We start from the raw sequence: 21,775 nt of genomic DNA, 5'->3' as shown, positions 1-21,775 counted from the left end.
TAGGCTCCTGAAAACCGCGCACGCGGCATGCGCAGTGTGCCAAGTCTGCCGTGAGCAGGGCGCGGCGCTATCGCGACGGCAACCGCATCACTTGGTTTTGGAGACCGCCGGCAACAGTCCGGGCTGTGCGTCATACCACTCACGTGCGCCAGCCAGATGCCATTGTTGCTGCTTGCCATCGAGCTCGATGCCGGCACCAAGCACGCCCCAGCGCAGATACAGATCGCCGCGCCGCTGCGCATCGTTCAAGGCCAGCCGCGCGCGCAGCGACAAAAGCGCGTTTTCCGCATGCAGGTCATCGACGACCAACTGCTGCTTGCGCCAGCGGACCCGGCCGGTGGCATCCAGTTCGCCCGAATCCAGCAAGCCCAGCACCCAGCGCGGATAGTCGGCGCGTTGCGCGAACACCGAGAGCAGCGGTGCGATATCGCGCATGCGAATGGCCGCATCGGCATCCACCTGGAACGGTGCATCGGCCTGGATGGTGCCGGCACCCACCTGCAGCTCGCCCCACCAGTTGGCGCCTTTGCCTTCATCGCCCACGCGCATATTGCGCAGGCGGATGCGGGTGCCACTGAGGTCGAAGAACTTGTTCTTGAAGTCTGCGCGTTGCAGCCTTGCCTGCAACTCGGCATCGCCGCGCATCTGCACGCCGGCCAATGCCAGATGCGCGCCCTGCCCGCGCAGATTCGCATGCCCGCTGCCGACATCGCCGGACGCATTGAGCGCCACATCGCCGGTCAGGCTGCCGCTGCCACCGAGCAGGCGCACGTTATTGCCCGGCAAATAGCGGTTATAGACGGTGAGATCGGGCACACGCGCATCGCTGAAACGCAGCTGCGCCTTGAGCGTGTCGCTCAAGCGGGCCAGCTCGGCATCGCCATGCATGGCCAGGTGCAGATCACGGCCATCCAGCAAGAGTTCTTTGGGTGCATCGCGCGGCGCCGCCTTGAAGGTGGGAATGCTCACATCCAGATGCGCCTGCGGCGTGGCGGCATCGTCGATGCGCCCGTGCGCCTTGGCGATACCGGCCAGCCGCGTGTCGAACACCTGCGCCACCGCCTCGACCCGTGGAATATCCAGGGTGCTGCCGCTGGTGAGCCGGCCCTGAGCAAGACGCAGATCCGCCTCGACCAGGCCGCCGCCTTGCAGCTGAAACCAGGGCTTGCGCACAAATAGTTCGGCGATCCAGTTCAAGGATTCAAACTTCCAGCGCCCGCGCACCTGGCCCGACAAGCGCGGCAGCACCTGCGCCGGTTGTTCAAACGGAATGCTGCGGCCGGCGACACGCAGATCGGCGTGCAGTTCGCTGCCGGTCTTCTCATCACGCGGCAGCCGTGCCTGCACACGGATGTCCTGCGCCACGTCCAGCTGCAGCGCCAGCATGCCGCGGTCGGTGGCACCCACACCGGCCAGCAACGGCAGTCGCCATACCGCACGGCTGCCCGGCTGTAGCGCGCCGCCGTCCAGGCGGATATCGGCCTCCACACGCGCCGCCGATGGTCCGCTGCTGACGTCCACATGCGGCGCGCCGGTATCGATCTTCAGCGCCGCGGTATTGGCCTTCAACTGCAGCCGCGCGCGGGTGATGCCGAGTTTGCGCAAGCCAGGCGCTTCATCGCGGTAATGGCGCGGAAACTGGAATTGCGTGTCGAGCTGCGCGCCGTTGAACACTCGCACCCCGTCGTAGCTGACCACCGCATCGGTAAAGCCCGCTTCGGACGGAAACAGCTCCGACGGCCCGCCCTTGAGTTGCTTCAGGAAACCGACCCTGCCGTGCCCGTTACCGGCAATCAGCAACTTGCCCAGACGCGCACTGCGGATGCTGTTGCTGGTGATCGCATCGAAGCGCAACGTCCAGCCCTGGTCGCCACGCGGCGGCGGTGGGATCGGCGTGTCGGAGGTTTCCACTTCCGCGCTCAGGCCGGTGGCGTGCAGCCACGGCAGACGCACCTGGCGCCGGAACAACGGCAGCAGCGCCACGCGTGCGTGTGCGCGGTCGGCATGGAAGACGTACACGGTGCGGTTGGCCTGCCCGCGCATGCGCACGTTCCAGGCGAGGACCTCGCCCGGGAACAGCGTCAGCGCCGGGCCGGTCTGCATGGTGAACTTATGCGGCTGCCGGTTGGTGCTGGCGTCGAACAGCGGGGTATTGAGATAAATGTTGCCCGCCAGCAGGTACAGCGCGTACAGCGCCAACACCACGACCACCGCACGACGCCACGGCCGTGGCCAGCGCTGAAAGCGGTCGCGAAGTGAGGGCATGGGCACAGGCAGGAAAGAGTCTGCCGCCACTATCGCGGTTGTGCTGACCGCGAGGCGTGAATGCGGCCGTTGCCGCTATGGAGATGAGGGATTGGGGATGCGCGGTGGAGCTTACAGATTGGCAAGCGGCCGTGATCACTGCAGCAAGATCGTATCCCTGGCAGCGTATACACTGGTGTCGCGCTGAACGTTTGGCATCAACACTCCCTGGGTTTAACGCTTCTAAAACTTCATTGCTGCCTGCGACATGCAGCGACATCGCAGGGTCACGTACCGGGCGGATAACGTGACTGCCCGCTAGCGTGAAGTGACAGGAAGGCTCTCTCCCCCTCCTTCCACTGAGCAAAACGGGCCGTCACTTGGTGATGTCCAATCCGTCGGGCCGGCTCGCTGCGCCGGCCCGACGTTCTTCGTCTGTGGCGGCCATTGACGCTGATGCGCTCGCTGCCATGCTGATCGATACTTTTTATCGTGAGTCACTGATGGCAGAAGTGTGTGCTGCGTTGGAGGTGCTGCACGTGGATATTTGCACATCGCATATCGTGCTTCGGATGCTGGACTGTGAAAGTTCCTAGCGTTGCGCGTGATGTGCTGCTAGTGGAATTTGCTGACCTTCAAAGCTGCTGTTTTCCGTTAGGCTGCGCCAGGCCATTTGCAAGCAGGTGGTTTGGGATGGCTGTCTTGCGCCGTACCCTCACCCCCTCTCCCGGGGGAGAGGGCTTGAGCATTCGGCGCATAAGCATCATTGCAGGCGCGATTGCCGCCGCTAATAATGCGGTCCCGCAGCTCACGCAGCCTCGGCAACCCGTCGCGCACGCCGCGCGCGCACCGCTGTCGCAAGACGTTCCAACACCTGCACCGAGGCATCCCAACCGATACAACCGTCGGTGATGCTCTGGCCGTAGGTCAGCGCGCGGCCCGGCAGCAATTCCTGGCGCCCGCCGACCAGGTGGCTTTCCACCATCACGCCGACGATGCGTGTTTCGCCTGCTTCCAGCTGATTGCTGATGTCGTCGATGACCTTCGGCTGATTCTCGGGGTTTTTGCTGCTGTTGGCATGGCTGGCATCGATCATCAGGCGCGCCGGCAAGCCAGATTTGTTGAGCACCTGGCTGGCCGCTTCCACATTGGCCGCATCGTAGTTGGGCTGCTTGCCGCCGCGCAGGATCACATGGCAATCCGGGTTGCCCGCGGTTGCTGCCACGGCGGTATGGCCGTCCTTGGTGACGGCCAGGAAATGATGCGGATGCGAGGCCGCGCCCACTGCGTCCACCGCAATCTTGACGTCGCCGCCGGTGCCGTTCTTGAAGCCCACCGGGCATGACAGGCCGGACGCCAATTCGCGATGCACCTGGCTCTCGGTGGTGCGTGCGCCAATCGCACCCCACGCCACCAGGTCGGCGATGTATTGCGGCGAGATGATGTCGAGAAACTCCACGCCGGCCGGCAAGCCGAGATTGTTGATATCGCGTAGCAAGCCGCGCGCTACGCGCAGGCCTTTATTGATCTGGAAGCTGCCGTCCAGATCCGGGTCGTTGATCAAGCCTTTCCAGCCGATGGTGGTGCGCGGTTTTTCGAAGTACACCCGCATCACGATTTCCAGCGCGTCGCCAAACTGGTCGCGCAACGGACGCAGGCGCCGCGCGTACTCCATCGCCGCGACCGGGTCATGGATCGAGCAGGGCCCGATCACCACCGCCAGGCGGTCGTCGCGCCCATGCAGGATTTCGTGTAGCGCGACGCGCGAGTTGGTCACGGTTTCGGAGGAGCGCTCATCGCAGGGCAGCAGCGACAGCAGCTGCGAAGGCGGTGCGAGGGCTTCGATCTTGCGGATACGCAGGTCATCGGTCACAGGCGGCATAACAGTGTCTCGGTGGGCGGTGTTGCATCGGGGAGCCAGGCGAGGCGGCAACAAAAAAGCCGCCAGTGTGCGCTGGCGGCTTTTCGGGAATGCTGCTGAAGTTTCCTTCAGGGTGAGCGCAATCCTTCCTCCGCCAGCGGCATTGGAAAACCGTAGTACCAAAAATAAAACTGGCTGCGGGATGCGTTCATGGATTGCATTGATACCACGCACATTTGCCCGTTGCTACTGTTTCATCGGCAACGGAACCGGGCGCGGGTTGAGGCAAACGGCCTTTGCCGCCGCTGAAAGACACGCCCACAGGAGCGCAGTGACTCCTGAAGCAGTGATTTCGGCACAGCTTGCGGGGCCGATGGCCAACCTGGCGATTGGCGACATCGCTGCAGCCAATCGGCTCGATGCGAACAATCAATGAAACAGTGATCTAACGGGTCGCCTCAATAAATCTCGCAGTCCGCCCCAAGCATCGCCAACTCAACGGCTGCGCATGTTCGGCATGGCCCCAGCGATCTATCGAGTGCGTTGCGACCACATCACCAACACGCCACCTCCCAGTGCCGACCGCGGCGTCGTACGTCGCCAACGCAAAGGTGGTCGAACGCCCTGTGCTGACTTCGCTGATAGATACGATCGCCGTCGCGATGGCAGCTTCATCCGCGCCATCGCAACACAGACATCAGACACTCGCACGCCACGGCACCAACCGTGACGTGCAGAGGTGCCGCAATCACTCAGAACGTAAACACATACTCCGCCGCCACTTCGCGGCCAATCGGGTTGAACAGTGTGGTGTTGTAGAAGCCGTAACCGTAGAAGCGCTCCTTGTGGTCATAGCCCACTTCGTTGAACACGTTGTTGACGTAGAAATTGACCTTGGCGTGGTCGGTGATCTTGTAACCGGTGCTCAGGTTCCAGTAGATCGCCGGCCCTACGCGGCCGAAGTAACGCTTGCTGGTTTCGCCCAGGTGCACGTTGGCGGTATCGGTCACCAGACACGCATCGGAGGCGCTGGGTTGAAAGCCGTCATCAAAGCGTTCGCAGGTGCCCCAGTTGACGGCGCGCATCGAGCCGATACGGCGGAAGTACACGGTCCAGTCCCAGGCGCCGCCGTTGTCCCAATGCACGCTGCCACGGACGCGGCTGCGCACGCGTTCGTGGCGACGGTTTTCGTCGCTATCGGTACGGTAGATCTGCTCGCGGTAGGCGATCAGGTTGTTGTAGTCCAGCGACAACTGGAAGTTGCCCCAGCCTGCGGTGGCCAGGCGATACGTCAGCGCGGCATCGATACCGGAGGTTTCCATCTGCGCCAGGTTGATCGGGCCGCGCTCGATGCTGGCGATAGTGCCGTCGGCATTGCGCATCACGCGTGAGGTGATGGTGTCGCAATAGCCCGCGCCGCCCGGATTATTCCAGGTGCCGCCGCTGATGGTGGTGCCGGTGCGGCAGCCGGCTTCGGCCGACAGGATGTCGTCACGGTCCAGATCCTTGATCATTTCCTCCAGCTGGATGCGGTAGTAATCCACGCTCAACGACAAGCCTTGTGCGATGTCCCACACGATGCCACCGGTGAACGAGCGGCCGGTTTCCGAGCGTAGATCCGGGGTGCCGCGACGATTGACATCCACGGTGTAGAAAATGTTGTTGTTCTCGTCGTTGCAGCCGCCGGTCAGGTACGCGCCCGAGGAAATGCAGCGGTATTGATCGATCACCGTCTGATTGGTGGAACTGGGTTCGCCCAGCACGTAATGCATGTCCGGCGCGCGGAAGCTGGTGGCCACCGTGCTGCGCACCAGCAGGCTCTCCACCGGCCGCCATTCCAGGCCGGCGCTCCAGGTGGTGTCGCTCTGCGTGCCCACATCGGTGGGGATGGCGGCCGAAGAACGGTAGTTGCCGTAGCGGTCGTAGCGGCCTGCCACATTCGCGCTTAATGTGGAGAGCAACGGAATCTGGAATTCCAGACCGGCCGAATTGCGCAGGCGTTCGCCGCCGCCGCTGTCCACCACATCCACCGGGTAGCACGCGTTGGCGCACAGGTCGGGGGAGAGCTGATAGCCCTGCTTTGCCACTTCGGCCACGGTGGCGAAACGGATCGGCCCGGCCCAGCTCTGCACCACATCGCCGCTCACGCTGAAACTTGCTTGATTGACCCACGAATACGCCGCGTTGTGCGATTTGGCGACCAGCGCGTCGTATTGGTCCATCGACAGTGGCGTATACAAGCGCGCTTGGTTGATCGCATAGATCGACGTGCCATCGGCGGCTGTGCCGAGGGAGCTGCCGAGGAAGTAGTCGGTGGCGCGCGCGGTGTCCACGGTGCGGATGTATTCGTCGACGGTGTAGCGCGAGCGGCCCACGCTCAACTCCCAATCGAAACGGTCGGCCCACACGCCGCGCAAGCCAGCGCTCAGATCCCAGGATTGTTCCTTGTTGTCGTTGGCAAGCCGGTCCCAACCGCCGGCTTCGCGCCGGGTGAGCTGGCGGATCAAATTCAACGAACGGCCGGTGGCTGCGTCCTGGAACGGGCCCAGATACGCGTACGGTGGGTCGTAGGTCCAGCGGCCGATGCTGCGGTTGGCCGACACCGTGGCCCAGGCCTCGGTGTGTTCGCCGAACTTCCAGGTGCCGTAGAGATACGCCGAATAATCCTCGCTGCCGGTAACCAGGCCCCAGTCGCCGTAATCGCGCGCAACGCCGCAGTAATCGCCGGCATTGGTGAGTGCGCCGGTGTTCTGGTTGTAGCTCAGCCGCTGCCCGTCGATGAACTCACCGCCGAAGCGCGCGCAGGTGCCGGCAGGCGGCGCCAGGCGCTCGTTGGTGTTGGCATCGATCAGGCTCAAGCCAGTGAACGGGTTGAAGCCGTACAGGCGGTTCTGCCCGGTCCAGTTGGAATAGGACATGTCGTCCGAATCGTCCATTTTGGGGCGATTGCGTCCACTCAGCGGGTCGCGCTTGGTGGTTTGCAGCGCGTAGGTCAGGCTCCAGTTCTCGCCGGTGCGCCCGCCGGCCCACGACACGTCGAAACTATCGCGTCCACCTTCGGTGGCAGTGCCACCGCGCAACCGTATCTGGTCGCCCTGGTAGTTGCGCTTGAGGATCACGTTGATCACGCCGGCCACTGCATCGGAGCCGTAAATCGCCGACGCGCCGCCGGTGAGGATGTCGATGCGCTCCACCGCAGCAGACGGAATATTGCTGTAGTTGGAGAAGTTGCTCTCGCCGCCGTAGGGCAGCGGGTAATCGGCCACGCGATGGCCGTTGACCAGCAGCAGCGTGCGGCCCGGCCCCAGGTCGCGCAGATTGATCGGCGAGGCGTTGGGCGTATGCGAGCCCCACTGCGTATCGGCTTCCACCGAGCCCTGCTGATTCATGCTGTTGAGCACGTCGTAGACGGTGGCAAAGCCTTCCTGCTGTATCTGCTGCGCGCTGATGGTGACCACCGGCTGCGCGCCTTCGACCTGCGCGCGTTTGATGCGCGAGCCGGTGACGCTGACCGCGTCCAGCGTGGAGGTGGCGCGCGTGGCATCGGGTTCGGTTTGCTGGGCCATGAGCGGCGGCGCGCACCCGACAGTCACGGCGAGGGAGACGGAAATCGACAAGGCAAGGCGATGACTGCGGCAGTTCATAAGATCCCCGGGAGAGGCCGGCCGTGGCCGGCGTGCAATGCGCTGCAACGACGCCTGCCAGCGATGCATGCACCGCTGCCCCCTTGTCCGATGGCCCCCCGACCGCTCGGCGCAAGCGCCTGCCATGTGACGCTAAGGCTGCAATGACATCGGTGTCAACACGTGATTGCAGAGTGTGCCGGCGATTGGCACTGCGGCGGGCTGGCGCCGTCTTCAGTACGGCCCACGTGCTCCGAGCGCACTCGACCAGCACAGGTGGCGGGGCGTCACGCGCTCACAAGTTGCCACCGTGTTGTTTCGTCGATTCTTCTTGCAGTGCAGCACTTCGCACCGCGCTACATCGGCCGGGCACGTTTGTACGAATGATTCATGAGCCAGCCAGTGCGAGCTGGCCATTCCCCTCACCAAGGAAACTCTCTATGGAGATCAAAACACAAACCGCAAGCTCTTCTTCTCTCGCGCCACCGCACGACGCCCTTGCGGACAACGCCCCCGTCGCCGACGCCGCACCGCCGAGGCAACCGTCGCTCCACCCCAGCTTGTCGGCGCTCACTCCGCGCAGCCGGTCGCGCGCTGCCAGCGCCGACTCCGAGCACGGCGCTTCGCCGATGGCCTTGCACGATCCTGACATGCAGGCGCATTCGCCCGCACACGCCTCCGGTCCGTCCACTGGCGGGACACTTGCCGCGCGCGCAAATGCTGCGTTGGCAAGCGGCTTTCAGCAGGCTCGCGCTGCAGTATCGAAGGGTGCGTCCAATCTCTGGTCGCTCGCGGATCTGCGCACCATGCTGCAGATCCATGCGGACGATCCTGCGTTTCTGGCAATCCTACGGGGCGCCGATCCGGAACACGTGACGCCGCATACGTTGGCCTCCTGCCGCGAGCAGATAAAGGAGCTAGCCGGGATCATCGAGGGACCATGCGGACTCGGAACGCATCAACGCAAGCAGCTGCTGGGCGACGTTAAGCAGGTACTGGACGCCCTGCAGTCGCTCGATCACACCGAACCGGGCGACTCACGCGTACTGAAATCGATTGGCAACCTCATCAATTTCTGGCCGATCTTGATTCCCAGCCCGCTGATGGGCAATCAGGCCAAAACCTTCGCCTTCACTATGTCCACCGCCACCAAGGGGGTACTTAGTCTGTCGGCCTCGGCGTTACGCCCCACTGCTGACGGCTTTCCCTTTCCGATCATCGGGGGTGGTCAGCTAGGCCGCGAAGCGAACGAAATGCATCTCTACAACCTGCTGATCAACACGTTGTTCCTCACTACCGAACTTCCAAAGAAATTCGGCGATCCGGATACGCGCAGAAACGCCGAGGACGTCAGCAAAAACATCGGCTACGCCGCGGGCGTTTCGGTGAGCTTCACGGCCATGATGCTGACCCCGTTCCTTTGGAACAGCCTCAGTAAGCTCGGCAACAGACTGCTGGATACAACGACACGCCTGGGCGCCGCCGCAGCGCAGGCAACGGGTCTGAACAACCAGGCGCAGCAACTGCGCGCCCGCCTGCCGCCTGAACGCATTAACGAAGAGGTCCGCGCGCAGCTGCAGCTAATCCGCGAACAGCTGGACGCCTCCTGCGAGGCGTTTCAGCAGGCGCGCCGCGACTTTATCAATCAGGATGGAGGGCGCGAACTCACCAGGACGGTAAATGCGCAATGCACGCATCTGTTGGAAACGCTAGACAGGTGTAGCAAACGGCTCGCAAGCGTATTGCATCTAGATAGCGAACAGACGCCAAGTCTTGGGCGCCAAATGCCCAACCACGATGTGTCCTCCAAGGTGGCATTGATGATACTGGCAACTGCGGTGACCGGCTCGACCGTCTACCTTATCCAACCTGATCGGTTGGGCACGATCAACCTGATCAGCGACACCTGCATCGTCACAGCGGTGATGGCGCAGTCGACATGGAATAAGCAGGCCACGCGGCAAGACGCAATGGAACGCTTCAAGGCCATGTGTGGCGGCAGCATGGTCATCGCCCTTGCGCTGGGCGCAGAGAAGTTGTCCAAGGTGCTCACCGACAAAAGCTTGATCGAATCCTCACCGAACGCTCAGTTTTATGCCGGGGTCATCATGTCGCTGATGGCGGTGACGATGCCAGGCCCGATCGCACGCGGTGCGGAGTTGGCGATGAACTGGGGCGAACGCCAGCTTGGCCGCAGGTTCACCGGACCGGATGGCACACCGCTGGAAACCCGTGTTCCCTCCTCTGCCGAAGAACTGCAGCAAACATCGCACCGCACGTTGGGGTATCTGCTGAGCCTGAGAGATGAACAGCTAGAGGAGTACGCGGAGAACGTGGGAGATTCGATCCTGCAAGCCATCCAGGAAGCCGGCGAAGCGGCGCAAGCCCGCCCCAGCAGCAGCGTCACCCTTACCGAGATCGATGACAACCAAGCCGCTGCGCCCGAACGTGCGCCGGGGGGCGCTGACAGGCCGCGCTCAGATTAAGCGCCGCCGCGCCAACGGTGCATTCGCAGCGAGTCCAGTGACGTCCACGGCCCGCGATGCCATGACATCCACCTCGGCCGCCACAGGACTCAACCGCTGCGCAATGAATGCGCCGTTCCGATGACTTTGCTAGTGCCCGAATCCTGCCGTCTCACATCACGCCAAGGAATATCCCATGCACATCAAGCAACCGAATCAAGCGGAGGCAGCCATCCAGCCGCACACGCAATTCCCCCAGGAAGCCGCACCGGCGGCATCGCAGCCGACACCTGAGGGTGCGGCCCCCCCAACCCCAACGCGATCCGAAATTGAGCGGGCTCAGCCAGCGCACACGCAGGCCCTCGTCGCCGGCCGGAAGCTCCGACACCGAGATCATCGAAGCAGACACCGCCAGCGTTGGCACAGATGCGGCACCGCCCCAGCACACCATGCTGCAGCCTAGGCCGCCTACGGTGGATGCACACAGTTCCGTGTTTCGCAAAGCAACCGCCGGCTTGACCGAGGGGGAGCTGCAACTCTCCGGCACGCTCAGAAACGCCGCTTCCAAGCTCTGGTCGCTGGCAGACCTGCGCACCATGCTGCAGATCCATGCGGACGATCCTGCATTCTGCAGATGGCGCGTCACACCGACCCGGAACAGCACGTGCCGCACAGTCTGGCCGCGTGCCGCCAGCAGATCACGCAGCTGCGCGATGCCAGCGAAGCGGCACCCGATCTGGAAGCACGCTTGCGTCAGCAATTGCTCGGCGACATCAAGGCCGTGGAAGACGCGCTGCAGCCACTGCAGCACGGCACAGGTGGCGAGGCGTTACGCGATCACAAGTTGCCATTGTGTTATTTCGTCGATTCTTCCTGCAGTGCAGCACTTCGCACCGCGCTACATCGGCCGGGCACGTTTGTACGAATGATTCATGTACGCCAGCCAGTGCGAGCTGGCCATTCCCCTCACCAAGGAAACTCTCCATGGAGATCAACAAAACACAAGCCGCAAGCTCTTCTTCTCGCGCGCCACTGCAAGACGTCAACGCGGACAACGCCCCCGTCGCCGACGCCGCACCGCCGAGGCAAACGCCACTCCACCCCAGCTTGTCGGCGCTCACTCCGCGCAGCCGGTCGCGCGCATCCAGCGCCGACTTCGAGCAAGGCGCTTCGCCGATGGCCTTGCACGACCCTGACATGCAGGCGCATTCGCCCGCACACGCCTCCGGCCCGTCCACTGGCGCGACACTTGCCGCGCGCGCAAATGCTGCATTGGCAAGCGGCCTTCAGCAGGCCTACGCTGCGGTCTCGAACGGGGCGTCCACTCTCTGGTCGAAATCGGATCTGCGCACCATGCTGCAAGTACACGCGAGCGACCCCGCCTTTTTGCAAATGGTGCGTCATCTCGATCAAGAGCAGGCCGCACCGCATAGCCTGGCGCGTTTGAGCGCAGCCATCGCGGATCTACGCGGGGCCATCTCGAACCCTCAAAACGGACTGGAAAAGCGCTTCCGTAACGCGTTCCTGAGCGACATCAAAGCGGTAGAGAAGGCGCTGCATCCGCTGGAGCACGGAACACCGGCAACCGGTCGTGCGCTGAAGGCACTGCTCAACCTGGGCAATGCCTGGCCACTGCTCGTGCCAAGCCCGTTCATGGCGAATCAGGCCAAGACGTTTGGGTATTCGCTTGCACTGGCAGCAAGGGGTGTGCTGATGCTGTCGGCATCCGCACTACGCCCTACCGCCGATGGCTTTCCCATCCCGATCATTGGCGGTGGGCAGTTGGGGCGCGACGCCAACGAGTTGCATCTGTATGCCTACCTGCTCAATGGTTTGTTCCTGCCATTCGAAATCACCAAGAAGGCCGGCAGCGAGGCTATGCGACATCAAGCCGAAGCAGTGGAAAACAACATGGGGTTTGGCGCAGCCGCAGCAACGGCCTGCGCGGCGATGATGATGACCCCCTTTCTCTGGAACAGCATTAGCACCTTGGGCAATCGCGCGCGCGACCAGGTGTCGCGGTTGCGCGCGAGCGCTGCGCACCAATTGGGCTTCACCGAGTCCGCGCAGCGGACGCGCGCCGGCATGACCCCCGGGCAGATCAGCGCGGAACTACGCACGCAACTCGACCAGATCGCAACCGTGCTGCTCAACGGCCGGGATGCATTTCAACAGGTGCGCCGCGACTTCACCGGCCCGGGCCAGGGGCATGAACTCACCCGTACGCTCAATGCCCAGTGCACCCATCTGCTGGAAACGCTTGATCGTTGCTGCAAGCACTTGAGCACTGCGCTACAGCACGGCCAGGACCGGTCTGAGTCGATTCCACGGCAACTATCCAACGACGACGTTGCCGCCAAATTGTCGTTGGCCTTGCTGGGTATCGCGGTGACCGGCTCGGTGATTTACCTGATTCAGCCGGACCGGATCGGGACGGTGGATTCGCTGGCCGATACCGCGGTCGTGGCGGCGGTCATGCTGCAGTCGACTTTCAACAAGCATGCGAACCGGCAGGACACGATGGAGCGCTTCAAGGCCATGTGCGGCGGCAGCATGGTGATTGCCATGGCACTTACTGCCGAGAAACTTGCCACTACCTTCGCCGACCAGAGCTTGATCGAAGCGTCGTCCACCTCGCCTTACTACGCGGGTGCGGTCATGTCGCTGATGGCGGCGACGATGCCGGGTCCGGTCGCCGACGCCACCGAGAAGGCGATGAACTGGGGTGGACGGCAGATCCGCCGGTTGTTCACCGGGCCCGATGGCACGCAGCTCGCAACCACCGTTCCTTCCACGCCGGAGGAGCTGCAAGAGACGAGCCGTCGCACGTTGCGGTATCTGCTCCAGCTGTCGCCGGAGCACCTGCAGGCTTACGAGGAGCAAGTCGCTCCAGACGCCGCGCTACAGGCGATCCGGGACGCCGGCGCCGCGGCGCAGCCGAGCACCAGCCGCGTCACCATCACCGAGATCCAGGAGGATGACGGCGTCGCCGCGCCCATCGCAGAAACACCGGACACCAGTCCGCCACGGCTGTCCACCAACTCTGACGGCGAGAGCGTGGAAGACAGTGTCTCTGCCGAGCCCGGAGCCGCGACAACGCTGGACAATGCGCAGTCTCCCTCGACCCGCGATGACGCGACGGCCGGCCGTGCTTCGACACCGCATTGACACTGCAAGGCAGACAGGCAGCGGCGCGCCAAACGCGCCAGCTCACGCCGCGCGGCGGGCTTCCCGGAATCCAGGGCCGCGGCGACCAGATCGCACGCCGTAATGGCTTGGCGGGTGCGATGTCGTCCCGGACTGGAGTAGGCACAACGCTCCCGGCAAGCGAAGCGTGCGCCGCTCGTCGCGCATCATCGTGCAGCCGGCACGACGATGCACAGCGCGCTGTATAAAAAAAAGCCCCGCATCGCTGCGGGGCTCCTTTTGACTGCGGTGTTGCGTGTCGGCTTGCGCCGGCTGGATCAGAAATCCATGCCGCCCATGCCGCCCATGCCGCCACCGGCCGGCATTGCCGGCTCGTCCTTCTTCGGTGCATCGGCCACCATGGCTTCGGTGGTGATCATCAGGCCAGCGATCGAAGCTGCGTTCTGCAGCGCCGAACGGGTGACCTTGGTCGGGTCCAGGATGCCGAATTCGACCATGTCGCCGAACTGGCCGTTGGCGGCGTTGTAGCCGTAGTTGCCGGTGCCTTCCTTGACCTTGTTCAAGATCACGGACGGCTCTTCGCCGGCATTGGCCACGATTTCGCGCAGCGGGGCTTCCATGGCGCGCAGGGCGATCTGGATGCCGTGGGTCTGGTCTTCGTTGGCACCGGTCAGGTTACCGACAGCCACCAGCGCACGCACCAGGGCCACACCGCCGCCCGGGACAACGCCTTCTTCAACGGCGGCACGGGTCGCGTGCAGGGCGTCTTCGACGCGTGCCTTCTTTTCCTTCATTTCGATTTCGGTCGATGCGCCGACCTTGATCACTGCAACGCCACCGGCCAGCTTGGCCACGCGCTCCTGCAGCTTCTCGCGGTCGTAATCGGACGAGGTGTCTTCGATCTGGGTCTTGATCTGGCCGACGCGCGACTCGATCGCGGCCGAATCGCCGGCGCCGTCGATGATCGTGGTGTTTTCCTTGGAAACCTGCACCTTCTTGGCGCGGCCCAGGTCCTTGATGGTCGCCTTCTCCAGCGCCAGGCCCACTTCTTCGGAGATCACGGTGCCGCCGGTCAGCACGGCCATGTCTTCCAGCATCGCCTTGCGACGGTCGCCGAAGCCCGGCGCCTTGACGGCCACGACCTTGACGATGCCGCGGATGGTGTTGACCACCAGGGTCGCCAGCGCTTCGCCTTCGACTTCTTCGGCGACGATCAGCAGCGGCTTGCCGGCCTTGGCCACGCCTTCCAGCACGGGCAGCAGGTCGCGCACGTTGGAGATCTTCTTGTCGTGCAGCAGGATGAACGGGTCGTCCAGGTCGGCCGACTGGCTCTGCTGGTTGTTGATGAAGTACGGGGAGAGGTAGCCGCGATCGAACTGCATGCCCTCGACCACGTCCAGCTCGTTTTCCAGGCCCGAGCCTTCTTCAACGGTGATCACGCCTTCCTTGCCGACCTTCTTCATCGCTTCGGCAATGATGTTGCCGATCGACTCGTCCGAGTTGGCCGAGATGGTGCCGACCTGGGCAATCGCCTTGTCGTCGGTGGTGGGCTTGGAGATGTTCTTCAGCTCGACAACCGCAGCCTTGACGGCCTGGTCGATACCGCGCTTGAGGTCCATCGGGTTCATGCCGGCGGCCACAGCCTTGGCGCCTTCGCGGATCAGGGCCTGCGCCAGCACGGTGGCGGTGGTGGTGCCGTCGCCGGCGTTGTCGTTGGTCTTGGAAGCGACTTCCTTGACCATCTGCGCGCCCATGTTCTCGAACTTGTCAGCCAGTTCGATTTCCTTGGCGACGGAGACGCCGTCCTTGGTGATGGTCGGGGCGCCGAAGCTCTTTTCGAGCACGACGTTGCGGCCCTTCGGGCCCAGGGTTGCCTTCACGGCATTGGCAAGCACGTTGACGCCACGAACCATACGGGTACGTGCGTCTTCACCGAAACGAATGTCTTTAGCAGCCATTGGTTGTTACTCCGGAAATTGGGAATGGGAAATGAGAAATGGGTCAATCAAGGGCGGATCTCGGGGCTGGGTGGGATGGCGAGGGCGTTGGCCGCTCTACCGATTCCCGATTCCCTACTCCCGATTCCCGGCGCGTAGCGCCTGATCAGCCGATGACGGCCAGAATGTCGTCTTCGCGCAGCACCTTGTACTCGACGCCTTCGGACTTGTAACTGCTGCCGGCGTACTGGCCGTAGATGACCTTGTCGCCAACCTTGACCACGGGCGCGCGCAGGCTGCCGTTGTCCAGCGGCTTACCGGCGCCGATTGCGACGACTTCACCCTTGGTGGACTTTTCCTTGGCGGAGTCCGGGATCACGATGCCGCCGGCGGAAACTTCGTCGGCTTCGATCGGCTTGACTACAACGCGGTCGTGAAGCGGTTTGATGCTCATAGAGAAGACCTCTTAAGTATTTGATGGGCCTGGAAATTATCGGCGATGTTAGCACTCGCATATGACGACTGCCAGCACAGCGCGCGGAAAAAACCCGACAGAGCGGGTGCGGGCCAGAGATTGTGCTGCGTGGGCGGCCTTTCAAGGGCTGGCGGTAAAAATTTTTCTTTGACCGCTCCCTCCGAAACGCCGAGAGCGGCTGGCAAAACGTAGCGAGCGGTTGTCAGGTGGGCGCGGACGGCGCGGAAGAGCCGGAGTGTACGAGTGGTACATGAGGATTCCGAGCACCGTCCGCGCCCGCCTGGCAGACGCGCAGTAGTTTTTTCTGTCGCTCTAGAAATGGAACCAGGTTCCACCTTTTGTCATGCGCGCGTTTTACAGTCGGGATCGCATTCCCCGATCACAAGGAGCCGTCGATGAGGTGGCCGTCCCGTGTTGTGTCCCTGCGTTGCACCCTTCCCCTGGCCTGCGCGTTTGCGCTGAGCGCCACCTCCGCCAATGCGGCGGTCTTCATCAACGAACTGCACTACGACGACGCGGGCGCCTCCGGCGACAGCGGCGAAGGTGTGGAAGTGGTGGCCACGGCTGGCGAATCGCTAAGCGGCTACCGGATCTATCTGTACAACGGCAACACCCCCAGTGCTGCGGTGGTGTATGCCAACACGGCGGTACCGGCCGGCAGTGTGGTGAGCTGCGGCAGCCAGGTGCGTATCGCCACGGTGAGCTACGCCAGCAACGGCGTGCAGAACGGCCCCAACGACGGCGTGGCGCTGGTCGACCCCAACGGGCAGTTGGTGCAGTTCCTCAGTTACGAAGGCGCCATCACCGGCAGCGGCGGCCCGGCGGCCGGCGTGGCCAGCCAGAACCTGCCGGTGAGCCAGAGCAACAGCACCGCGGTTGGCAGTTCGCTGCAATTGACCGGCACCGGCAGCAGCAGCAGCGCGGCCAACTTCAGCTGGGCCGGCTCGGCGGCGCAGACGTTCGGCGCCTGCAACCGCGGCCAAACCTTCACTGGGAGCGACGGCGGCGGCAGCACCGGCGCTCCCACCATCGGCAGCACTACCCCGACCCAGGGTGCCACCGGCTTCCCGGCCGCCGGCGATCTGGCAGTGGGCTTTAGCGAAGCGGTGACGCTCAGCAGCGGCGCGTTTGCGCTGAACTGCGCCAGTTCCGGCAACGTGGCACTGAGTTACGCAACGACTGGCACCCGCTTCACGCTATCCACCAACACCGCCCTGGTCGGCGGCGAGCGCTGCACCCTGGCCATCACCGCCAGCGCCATCCGCGATGCCAGCGGCCTGAGCCCGGCGGCCAACCAGTCCATTGCCTTCACCGTGGCTAATGCCAGTGGCGGTGGCACTGGCTACTACTCGCGGGTCAACACCGCCAATGCCAGCCAGCTGCGCTGCTCGCTGCATGCCACCATCCATGGCCACACGGTCTACCCATACAGCGGCACAGGCACCAACACCTGGACCATTCTGGAAATGGCCGACGAGGATCCCAACAACAGCGGCCGCATCCTGGACGCCTACCGCAACCGCAGCTACGCCAAGGTCAGCGACCGCGCGGGCACCGGTAGCGGGCTCACCTATAACCGCGAGCACACCTGGCCCAACTCGCTGGGCTTCGGCAGTGCCACCGGCGACCGCGGCTTGCCGTACGCGCCCTACACCGACACCCACATGCTGTACCTGACCGACACCACCTTCAACGCGGACCGCGGCAACAAGCCCTATGCCACCTGCACCAGCAGCTGCGGCGAGCGCGTGACCGAGGTCAACGACGGCAGTGGCGGCGGCAGTGGGCGTTACCCCGGCAATTCGAACTGGGTGCGCACGCCCGACGGCAACAGCGGCACCTTCGAGGTGTGGGGCCGGCATAAAGGCGACATGGCGCGCGCGGTGATGTACATGGCGATCCGCTACGAAGGCGGCACCGACGCGGCTACCGGCCAATCCGAGCCGGACCTGGAGCTCACCGACGACCGTAGCAAGATCGTGCAGACCTCGGCATCGCCTGCGTATATGGGCCTGCTCTCCACGCTGCTGGCCTGGCACCAGGCCGACCCGCCGGACGATGCCGAGCGCGCCCGCAACCAGGTGATCTTCAGCTTCCAGGGCAACCGCAACCCGTTCGTGGATCACCCCGAATGGGCCACCGCCAGCCTGTTCAATTCGGCCAAACCAGCTAGCTGCCAGTTGGCCAATTAAGAACGGCTAACAAAACGCAGCGAGCAGTCGCCGGGCGGGTGCGGACGGCACGCTCAGAACTGCGTGTACGCGTGGTACATGCCGATTCCAAGCACCGGCCGCACGCGCCTGGCGGTGAGCGCAGTGGTTTTTTCAGCTGTTCCAAGCTGCACTGGCCCGGCGCGTAAGGCGTCGGGCCGCTGGGCTTGGATCGTGCGGAAACACTGCCCAGAACGGAGGTACCGCCAGGCACTCCACCGAGGTATGTGTCGCCGGCAGGCAGCAGGCCGCCGATCCAATTCCCTTGTTCCACGCCACCCGTTGTGCACGGCGGCTGCAACAGCCACCCAGCAATAACGCAGGGCAGGGCGGGCGGCTGTGGGCCGCTCAAGCAAGGCGCCTCAACTTGAGGCCACCAAGTTAAACGTCTTGTTTCGGAATCGGCGGTCGATCCCCTGCAGACAGGGGATTACACTGCCGGGTCAGATGAGCGCACCTTCCCTCCATTTGTTATTCAGCACCTGCCCGGATGCAGACAGCGCCGATCGCATCGCGCACGCCTTGCTTGAAGAACGGCTGGCGGCGTGCGTCACCCAACTGCCTGGCGCGCAATCGCTGTACCGCTGGAATGGTGCGATCGCGCGCAGCACCGAAGTGCAGTTGCTGATCAAAACCTGGGACGACCGCCTGCCCGACGCCATCGCGCGGCTGCAGGCCTTGCATCCGTATGAACTGCCGGAAGCGGTCGCTGTCCAAACCAGCGCCGGGCTGCCGGCGTATTTCGATTGGGTCCGGGCCGAAACCCGCAAGGAATCCTGACGTCCATGAAGTCTCTGTCCCGCTGGATCGCCCGCTGCGCGTTATTGGCTGCCCCCTTGTTCGCCGCGCCGCTGGCGGTGCTGGCCCCCGCCCCCGCACAGGCGGCGGTGAGCGAAGCCGATCTGCTGCCGGTAGACCAGGCTTTTGCGTTGAGCGCCACCGCCGACAGCCGCGACCGTATCGCGCTGAACTGGAAGATCGCGCCAGGTTATTACCTGTATCGCCACCGCATCAGCGTCAAGTCCGGGCAGGGGTTTGCTGCCGGCGAACTGGCGCTGCCGGAAGGCGAGAGCAAGCACGACGAGTTCTTCGGCCAGGTGCAGACCTACCGCAAGCAACTGCAGGCCACCCTGGCCGGCAAGGCCGACCCGGCCGTGCAGACCGCCGTCCTGCAGGTGCAATACCAAGGTTGCGCCGACGCTGGCGTGTGCTACCCGCCGCAGCGGCGCGAGATTCGCGTCAACCTGCCCGCCGCCGCGTCAGCAGGGGCGCCTGGCACCGCCCCGCAACGCGAAAACCTGGGCGCGCTGGTGCCGCGCAACGCCGCCGGCCCGCGCCTGTTCGGTGCCCCCGGCCAGACCGCCGGCGTGGACGCGCTGCCGCTGCCGGCCGAGCAAGCCTTCAACTTCGAAGCCATCGTCGGCGACGGCAACAGCCTGCTGCTGCGCTTCACCCCGGCGCCGGGCTATTACATCTACCGCGACCGGACCTCGCTGGCAGTGGAAGGCGCTAGCGGCCTGCGCACCGGGTTGCCGCGCTGGCCGCAGGGCAAGGCCCACCGCGACGAACATTTCGGCGATGTGGTGGTGTATTTCGACCAGGCCGAAGTGACCTTGCCGCTGCTGCGCGATAAACCTGATCCGGCCCATGTCACCCTGGTGGCCACTTTCCAGGGCTGCCAGACCGACGGCATCTGCTACCCGCCGATGACCCGCCGCGTCGCCCTCGATGTGCCGGCCGGCATGGTGTCGCCGCAGAACCAGGCGCAGGCCGCGCCATTGATGATTTCGCCGCTGGCCGCTGACCAGGTGCCGGTCGAACCCGCGCCCGCTGCGGCCCCCGTCGGTGCTGCCGGCCCAGTTGCCGACGCCTCGGCCGGCAATCCGGAGCGCACCCCGCCGCCCCATACCGACAAGGGCCTGCTGGGCATGCTGGTGCTGGCGCTAATTGGCGGGCTGGTGCTCAACCTGATGCCGTGCGTGCTGCCGATCCTGTCGCTGAAGGTACTGGGGCTGGCGCATAGCGGCGAGAGCCGCGGCCATGCGCGCAGCCACGCCATCTGGTACTCGCTGGGCGTGCTGGTGTCTTTCGCCGCCATCGGCGGGCTGGTGATCGGCTTGCGCGCCGCCGGGCAGGCCGCCGGCTGGGGCTTCCAGCTGCAGCAGCCATGGTTCGTAGCCGCGCTGGCGTACCTGATGTTCGCAGTGGGGCTGAGCCTGTCGGGCGTGTTCACCCTGGGCACCAACCTGGGCGGCATCGGTCAGTCGCTGGCCGCGCGTAACGGCCCCCTGGGCGACTTCTTCACCGGCGTGCTGGCCTGCGTGGTCGCCAGCCCCTGCATCGCGCCATTCATGGGCACCGCGCTGGCCTACGCGTTCACCGCACCCGCGCTGCTGGCGATGCTGGTGTTCCTGGCGCTGGGCCTGGGGCTGGCGCTGCCATTCCTGCTGATCGGCTTCGTGCCCTCGCTGGCGCGGCGCCTGCCCACCCCCGGCGCGTGGATGGAAACGCTCAAGCAGGTGTTGGCGTTCCCGATGTATCTCACCGCGATCTGGCTGCTGTGGGTCTTGGGCAAGCAGCGTGGCGTGGATGCGCTGGCCCTGATGCTGGTCGGCGCTACCCTGCTCGCCCTGGGGCTGTGGTGCTTCGAGCGCAGCCGCTGGAAGAGCCACCGCCTGGGCATGGGCCTAGCCACGGCGATGCTGGTGCTGGCGCTGGTGCCGGTAGTGGCGGTAACGCGCCTGAGCCTGCCGGCGGCCACTGCGGCCGAGGGCGTGGTGGCGTTCTCGCCGCAGCTGCTGGACCGCCTGCGCGCCGACAACCGCGTGGTCTTCGTCAACATGACCGCCGATTGGTGCGTGACCTGCAAGGCCAACGAAAAGAACGTGCTGAGCAGCGCCGAATTCCGCGATGCACTGCGCCGCGTGGATGCGGTCTACATGAAAGGCGACTGGACCAATGTCGACCCTGCCATCAGCACCTTCCTGGACCAGCACCAGGCCGTCGGCGTGCCGCTCTACGTGGTCTACGGCCCCGGCGCCCCACCAGCGATCCTGCCGACCGTGCTGACCGGCGCGATTACCGAGGATGCCTTGCTGCGCGCTGCGCGGTGAGACGCGACGTCGGTGCAGTCACTGGCGCTTGATCGACGGCCCAGGTGCTGCGCTGGAAGTCCTGCTAAAACTGTGTAGACCGCGCCGTTATCGAAGAACGGCTTGCTGCGCGTTGAGGCGCTGGCTTGGTCCATCTGGCGCGCTATGGTCCCGGCGCAACGCTAGCGGTCTGCAGGCGTTGCTGCCGGTGCCACCATCTGGGATGCGCTGCGGCCAGCTGCGCGATGAGTCGCCCATTCGATCCAGCTGACGCCTGCGATGCATCGATACCCGCGATACGCGCCAACGGTGACAACCGCGGTGAACTGCACAGCGGACAGCTGCATGAATCATCGCGGCCGATGGGTTCCATAGCGCTGCTCGCGCCGCATCCGCCGGGCCGGCCTCGTCCGGCCTGGCGCCACGTTTTTGGAACCTAGATCGCCACGCGAAATGCACCTCGCCACGTGTTGCATCGTCACCTCGAGGTCCCTCCGGCTGCGAAAAAGCCGGCACTTACCGAACTGCTGCCAACGGCACAACATTGTGACGCCCGACAGTGGAGGATGCAGGCAGCCGCGAACCCAGCGTTGCCGTGCCCGCACCGGCACATCCCTCGGCCCGCACGTCACCGCTGCGCACCGGATGAGTTCGGCAACCTGCATGCCCTGCTCGCATGGACTTGGCGCCCATTCAGCCGGCGCTAGGACCTCCGGCGCAC

At 64.4% G+C, this 21,775-nt stretch carries 11 protein-coding genes, 2 other RNA genes and 1 pseudogene; 7 read left to right on the top strand and 7 right to left on the bottom strand.

The features are described from left to right. Positions 1 to 87: 87 nt before the first annotated feature. Positions 88 to 2,265 carry a translocation/assembly module TamB domain-containing protein gene (locus tag KWO_RS02715; protein WP_017113778.1) on the bottom strand — a complete coding sequence of 726 codons (2,178 nt, stop codon included), beginning with the start codon at positions 2,263 to 2,265 and terminating at the stop codon, positions 88 to 90. Between the two features lie 787 nt (positions 2,266 to 3,052). After that, positions 3,053 to 4,126: a 3-deoxy-7-phosphoheptulonate synthase gene (locus KWO_RS02705; protein WP_010371818.1), complete on the bottom strand. Its 1,074-nt coding sequence runs from the start codon at positions 4,124 to 4,126 to the stop codon at positions 3,053 to 3,055. Positions 4,127 to 4,238: 112 nt separating this feature from the next. Here KWO_RS02705 and KWO_RS22845 point away from each other — a divergent pair, with 112 nt between their 5' ends. After that, positions 4,239 to 4,541 (top strand): hypothetical protein, encoded by a 303-nt coding sequence (locus tag KWO_RS22845; RefSeq protein ID WP_126936545.1) that lies wholly within the window; start codon positions 4,239 to 4,241, stop codon positions 4,539 to 4,541. 316 nt (positions 4,542 to 4,857) lie between these two features. On the opposite strand, the gene KWO_RS02700 is transcribed toward KWO_RS22845, so the two are convergent. After that, positions 4,858 to 7,671: a TonB-dependent receptor plug domain-containing protein gene (locus KWO_RS02700; RefSeq protein WP_010379509.1), complete on the bottom strand. Its 2,814-nt coding sequence runs from the start codon at positions 7,669 to 7,671 to the stop codon at positions 4,858 to 4,860. Between the two features lie 497 nt (positions 7,672 to 8,168). On the opposite strand from KWO_RS02700, the gene xopX (KWO_RS02695) reads away from it, so the two are divergent. The 3 genes and pseudogenes from xopX (KWO_RS02695) to xopX (KWO_RS02685) all read left to right on the top strand — a co-directional run bounded on the left by xopX (KWO_RS02695) (position 8,169) and on the right by xopX (KWO_RS02685) (position 13,361). After that, a complete protein-coding gene (gene xopX, locus KWO_RS02695; protein WP_227479774.1) occupies positions 8,169 to 10,214 on the top strand; it encodes a XopX family type III secretion system effector in 2,046 nt (681 codons plus the stop codon). Positions 10,215 to 10,389: 175 nt separating this feature from the next. Beyond that, positions 10,390 to 11,028, top strand: a pseudogene (locus tag KWO_RS23355) (XopX family type III secretion system effector); the annotation flags it as partial. A gap of 149 nt (positions 11,029 to 11,177) precedes the next feature. Next, entirely contained in the window at positions 11,178 to 13,361 is a 2,184-nt protein-coding gene (gene xopX / locus KWO_RS02685) for a XopX family type III secretion system effector (protein WP_227479775.1), read from the top strand. A 296-nt stretch (positions 13,362 to 13,657) separates the two neighbouring features. Here the strand turns inward: xopX (KWO_RS02685) and groL are convergent, their stop codons facing one another. The 3 genes from groL to KWO_RS02670 all read right to left on the bottom strand — a co-directional run bounded on the left by groL (position 13,658) and on the right by KWO_RS02670 (position 16,004). Then, the gene (groL, locus tag KWO_RS02680; RefSeq protein ID WP_010368157.1) at positions 13,658 to 15,298 is read right to left on the bottom strand and encodes a chaperonin GroEL; all 1,641 of its coding nucleotides are present in this window, start codon (positions 15,296 to 15,298) and stop codon (positions 13,658 to 13,660) included. Between the two features lie 145 nt (positions 15,299 to 15,443). Then, the gene (locus KWO_RS02675; protein ID WP_003483210.1) at positions 15,444 to 15,731 is read right to left on the bottom strand and encodes a co-chaperone GroES; all 288 of its coding nucleotides are present in this window, start codon (positions 15,729 to 15,731) and stop codon (positions 15,444 to 15,446) included. A 197-nt stretch (positions 15,732 to 15,928) separates the two neighbouring features. After that, positions 15,929 to 16,004, bottom strand: a non-coding RNA gene (locus tag KWO_RS02670) — sX9 sRNA. A 143-nt stretch (positions 16,005 to 16,147) separates the two neighbouring features. Between KWO_RS02670 and KWO_RS02665 the strand changes: the two genes are divergently transcribed. Further along, positions 16,148 to 17,944, top strand: coding sequence for an endonuclease (locus tag KWO_RS02665; RefSeq protein ID WP_017113287.1), 1,797 nt, complete (start codon positions 16,148 to 16,150; stop codon positions 17,942 to 17,944). Positions 17,945 to 17,948: 4 nt separating this feature from the next. On the opposite strand, the gene KWO_RS02660 is transcribed toward KWO_RS02665, so the two are convergent. Next, positions 17,949 to 18,024: non-coding RNA, sX9 sRNA (locus KWO_RS02660), on the bottom strand. Between the two features lie 385 nt (positions 18,025 to 18,409). On the opposite strand from KWO_RS02660, the gene cutA reads away from it, so the two are divergent. Next, positions 18,410 to 18,742 carry a divalent-cation tolerance protein CutA gene (gene cutA / locus KWO_RS02655; RefSeq protein ID WP_010379502.1) on the top strand — a complete coding sequence of 111 codons (333 nt, stop codon included), beginning with the start codon at positions 18,410 to 18,412 and terminating at the stop codon, positions 18,740 to 18,742. A 5-nt stretch (positions 18,743 to 18,747) separates the two neighbouring features. Beyond that, a complete protein-coding gene (locus tag KWO_RS02650; protein WP_010368151.1) occupies positions 18,748 to 21,075 on the top strand; it encodes a protein-disulfide reductase DsbD family protein in 2,328 nt (775 codons plus the stop codon). The last annotated feature ends 700 nt before the right edge of the window (positions 21,076 to 21,775 follow it).

Origin of the sequence: Xanthomonas vasicola pv. musacearum NCPPB 4379, assembly GCF_000277895.2 — a bacterium.
Classification (GTDB): domain Bacteria; phylum Pseudomonadota; class Gammaproteobacteria; order Xanthomonadales; family Xanthomonadaceae; genus Xanthomonas; species Xanthomonas vasicola.
Note: the sequence above shows the minus strand (reverse complement) of the source record. Positions and strands in the feature narration are given on the sequence as shown.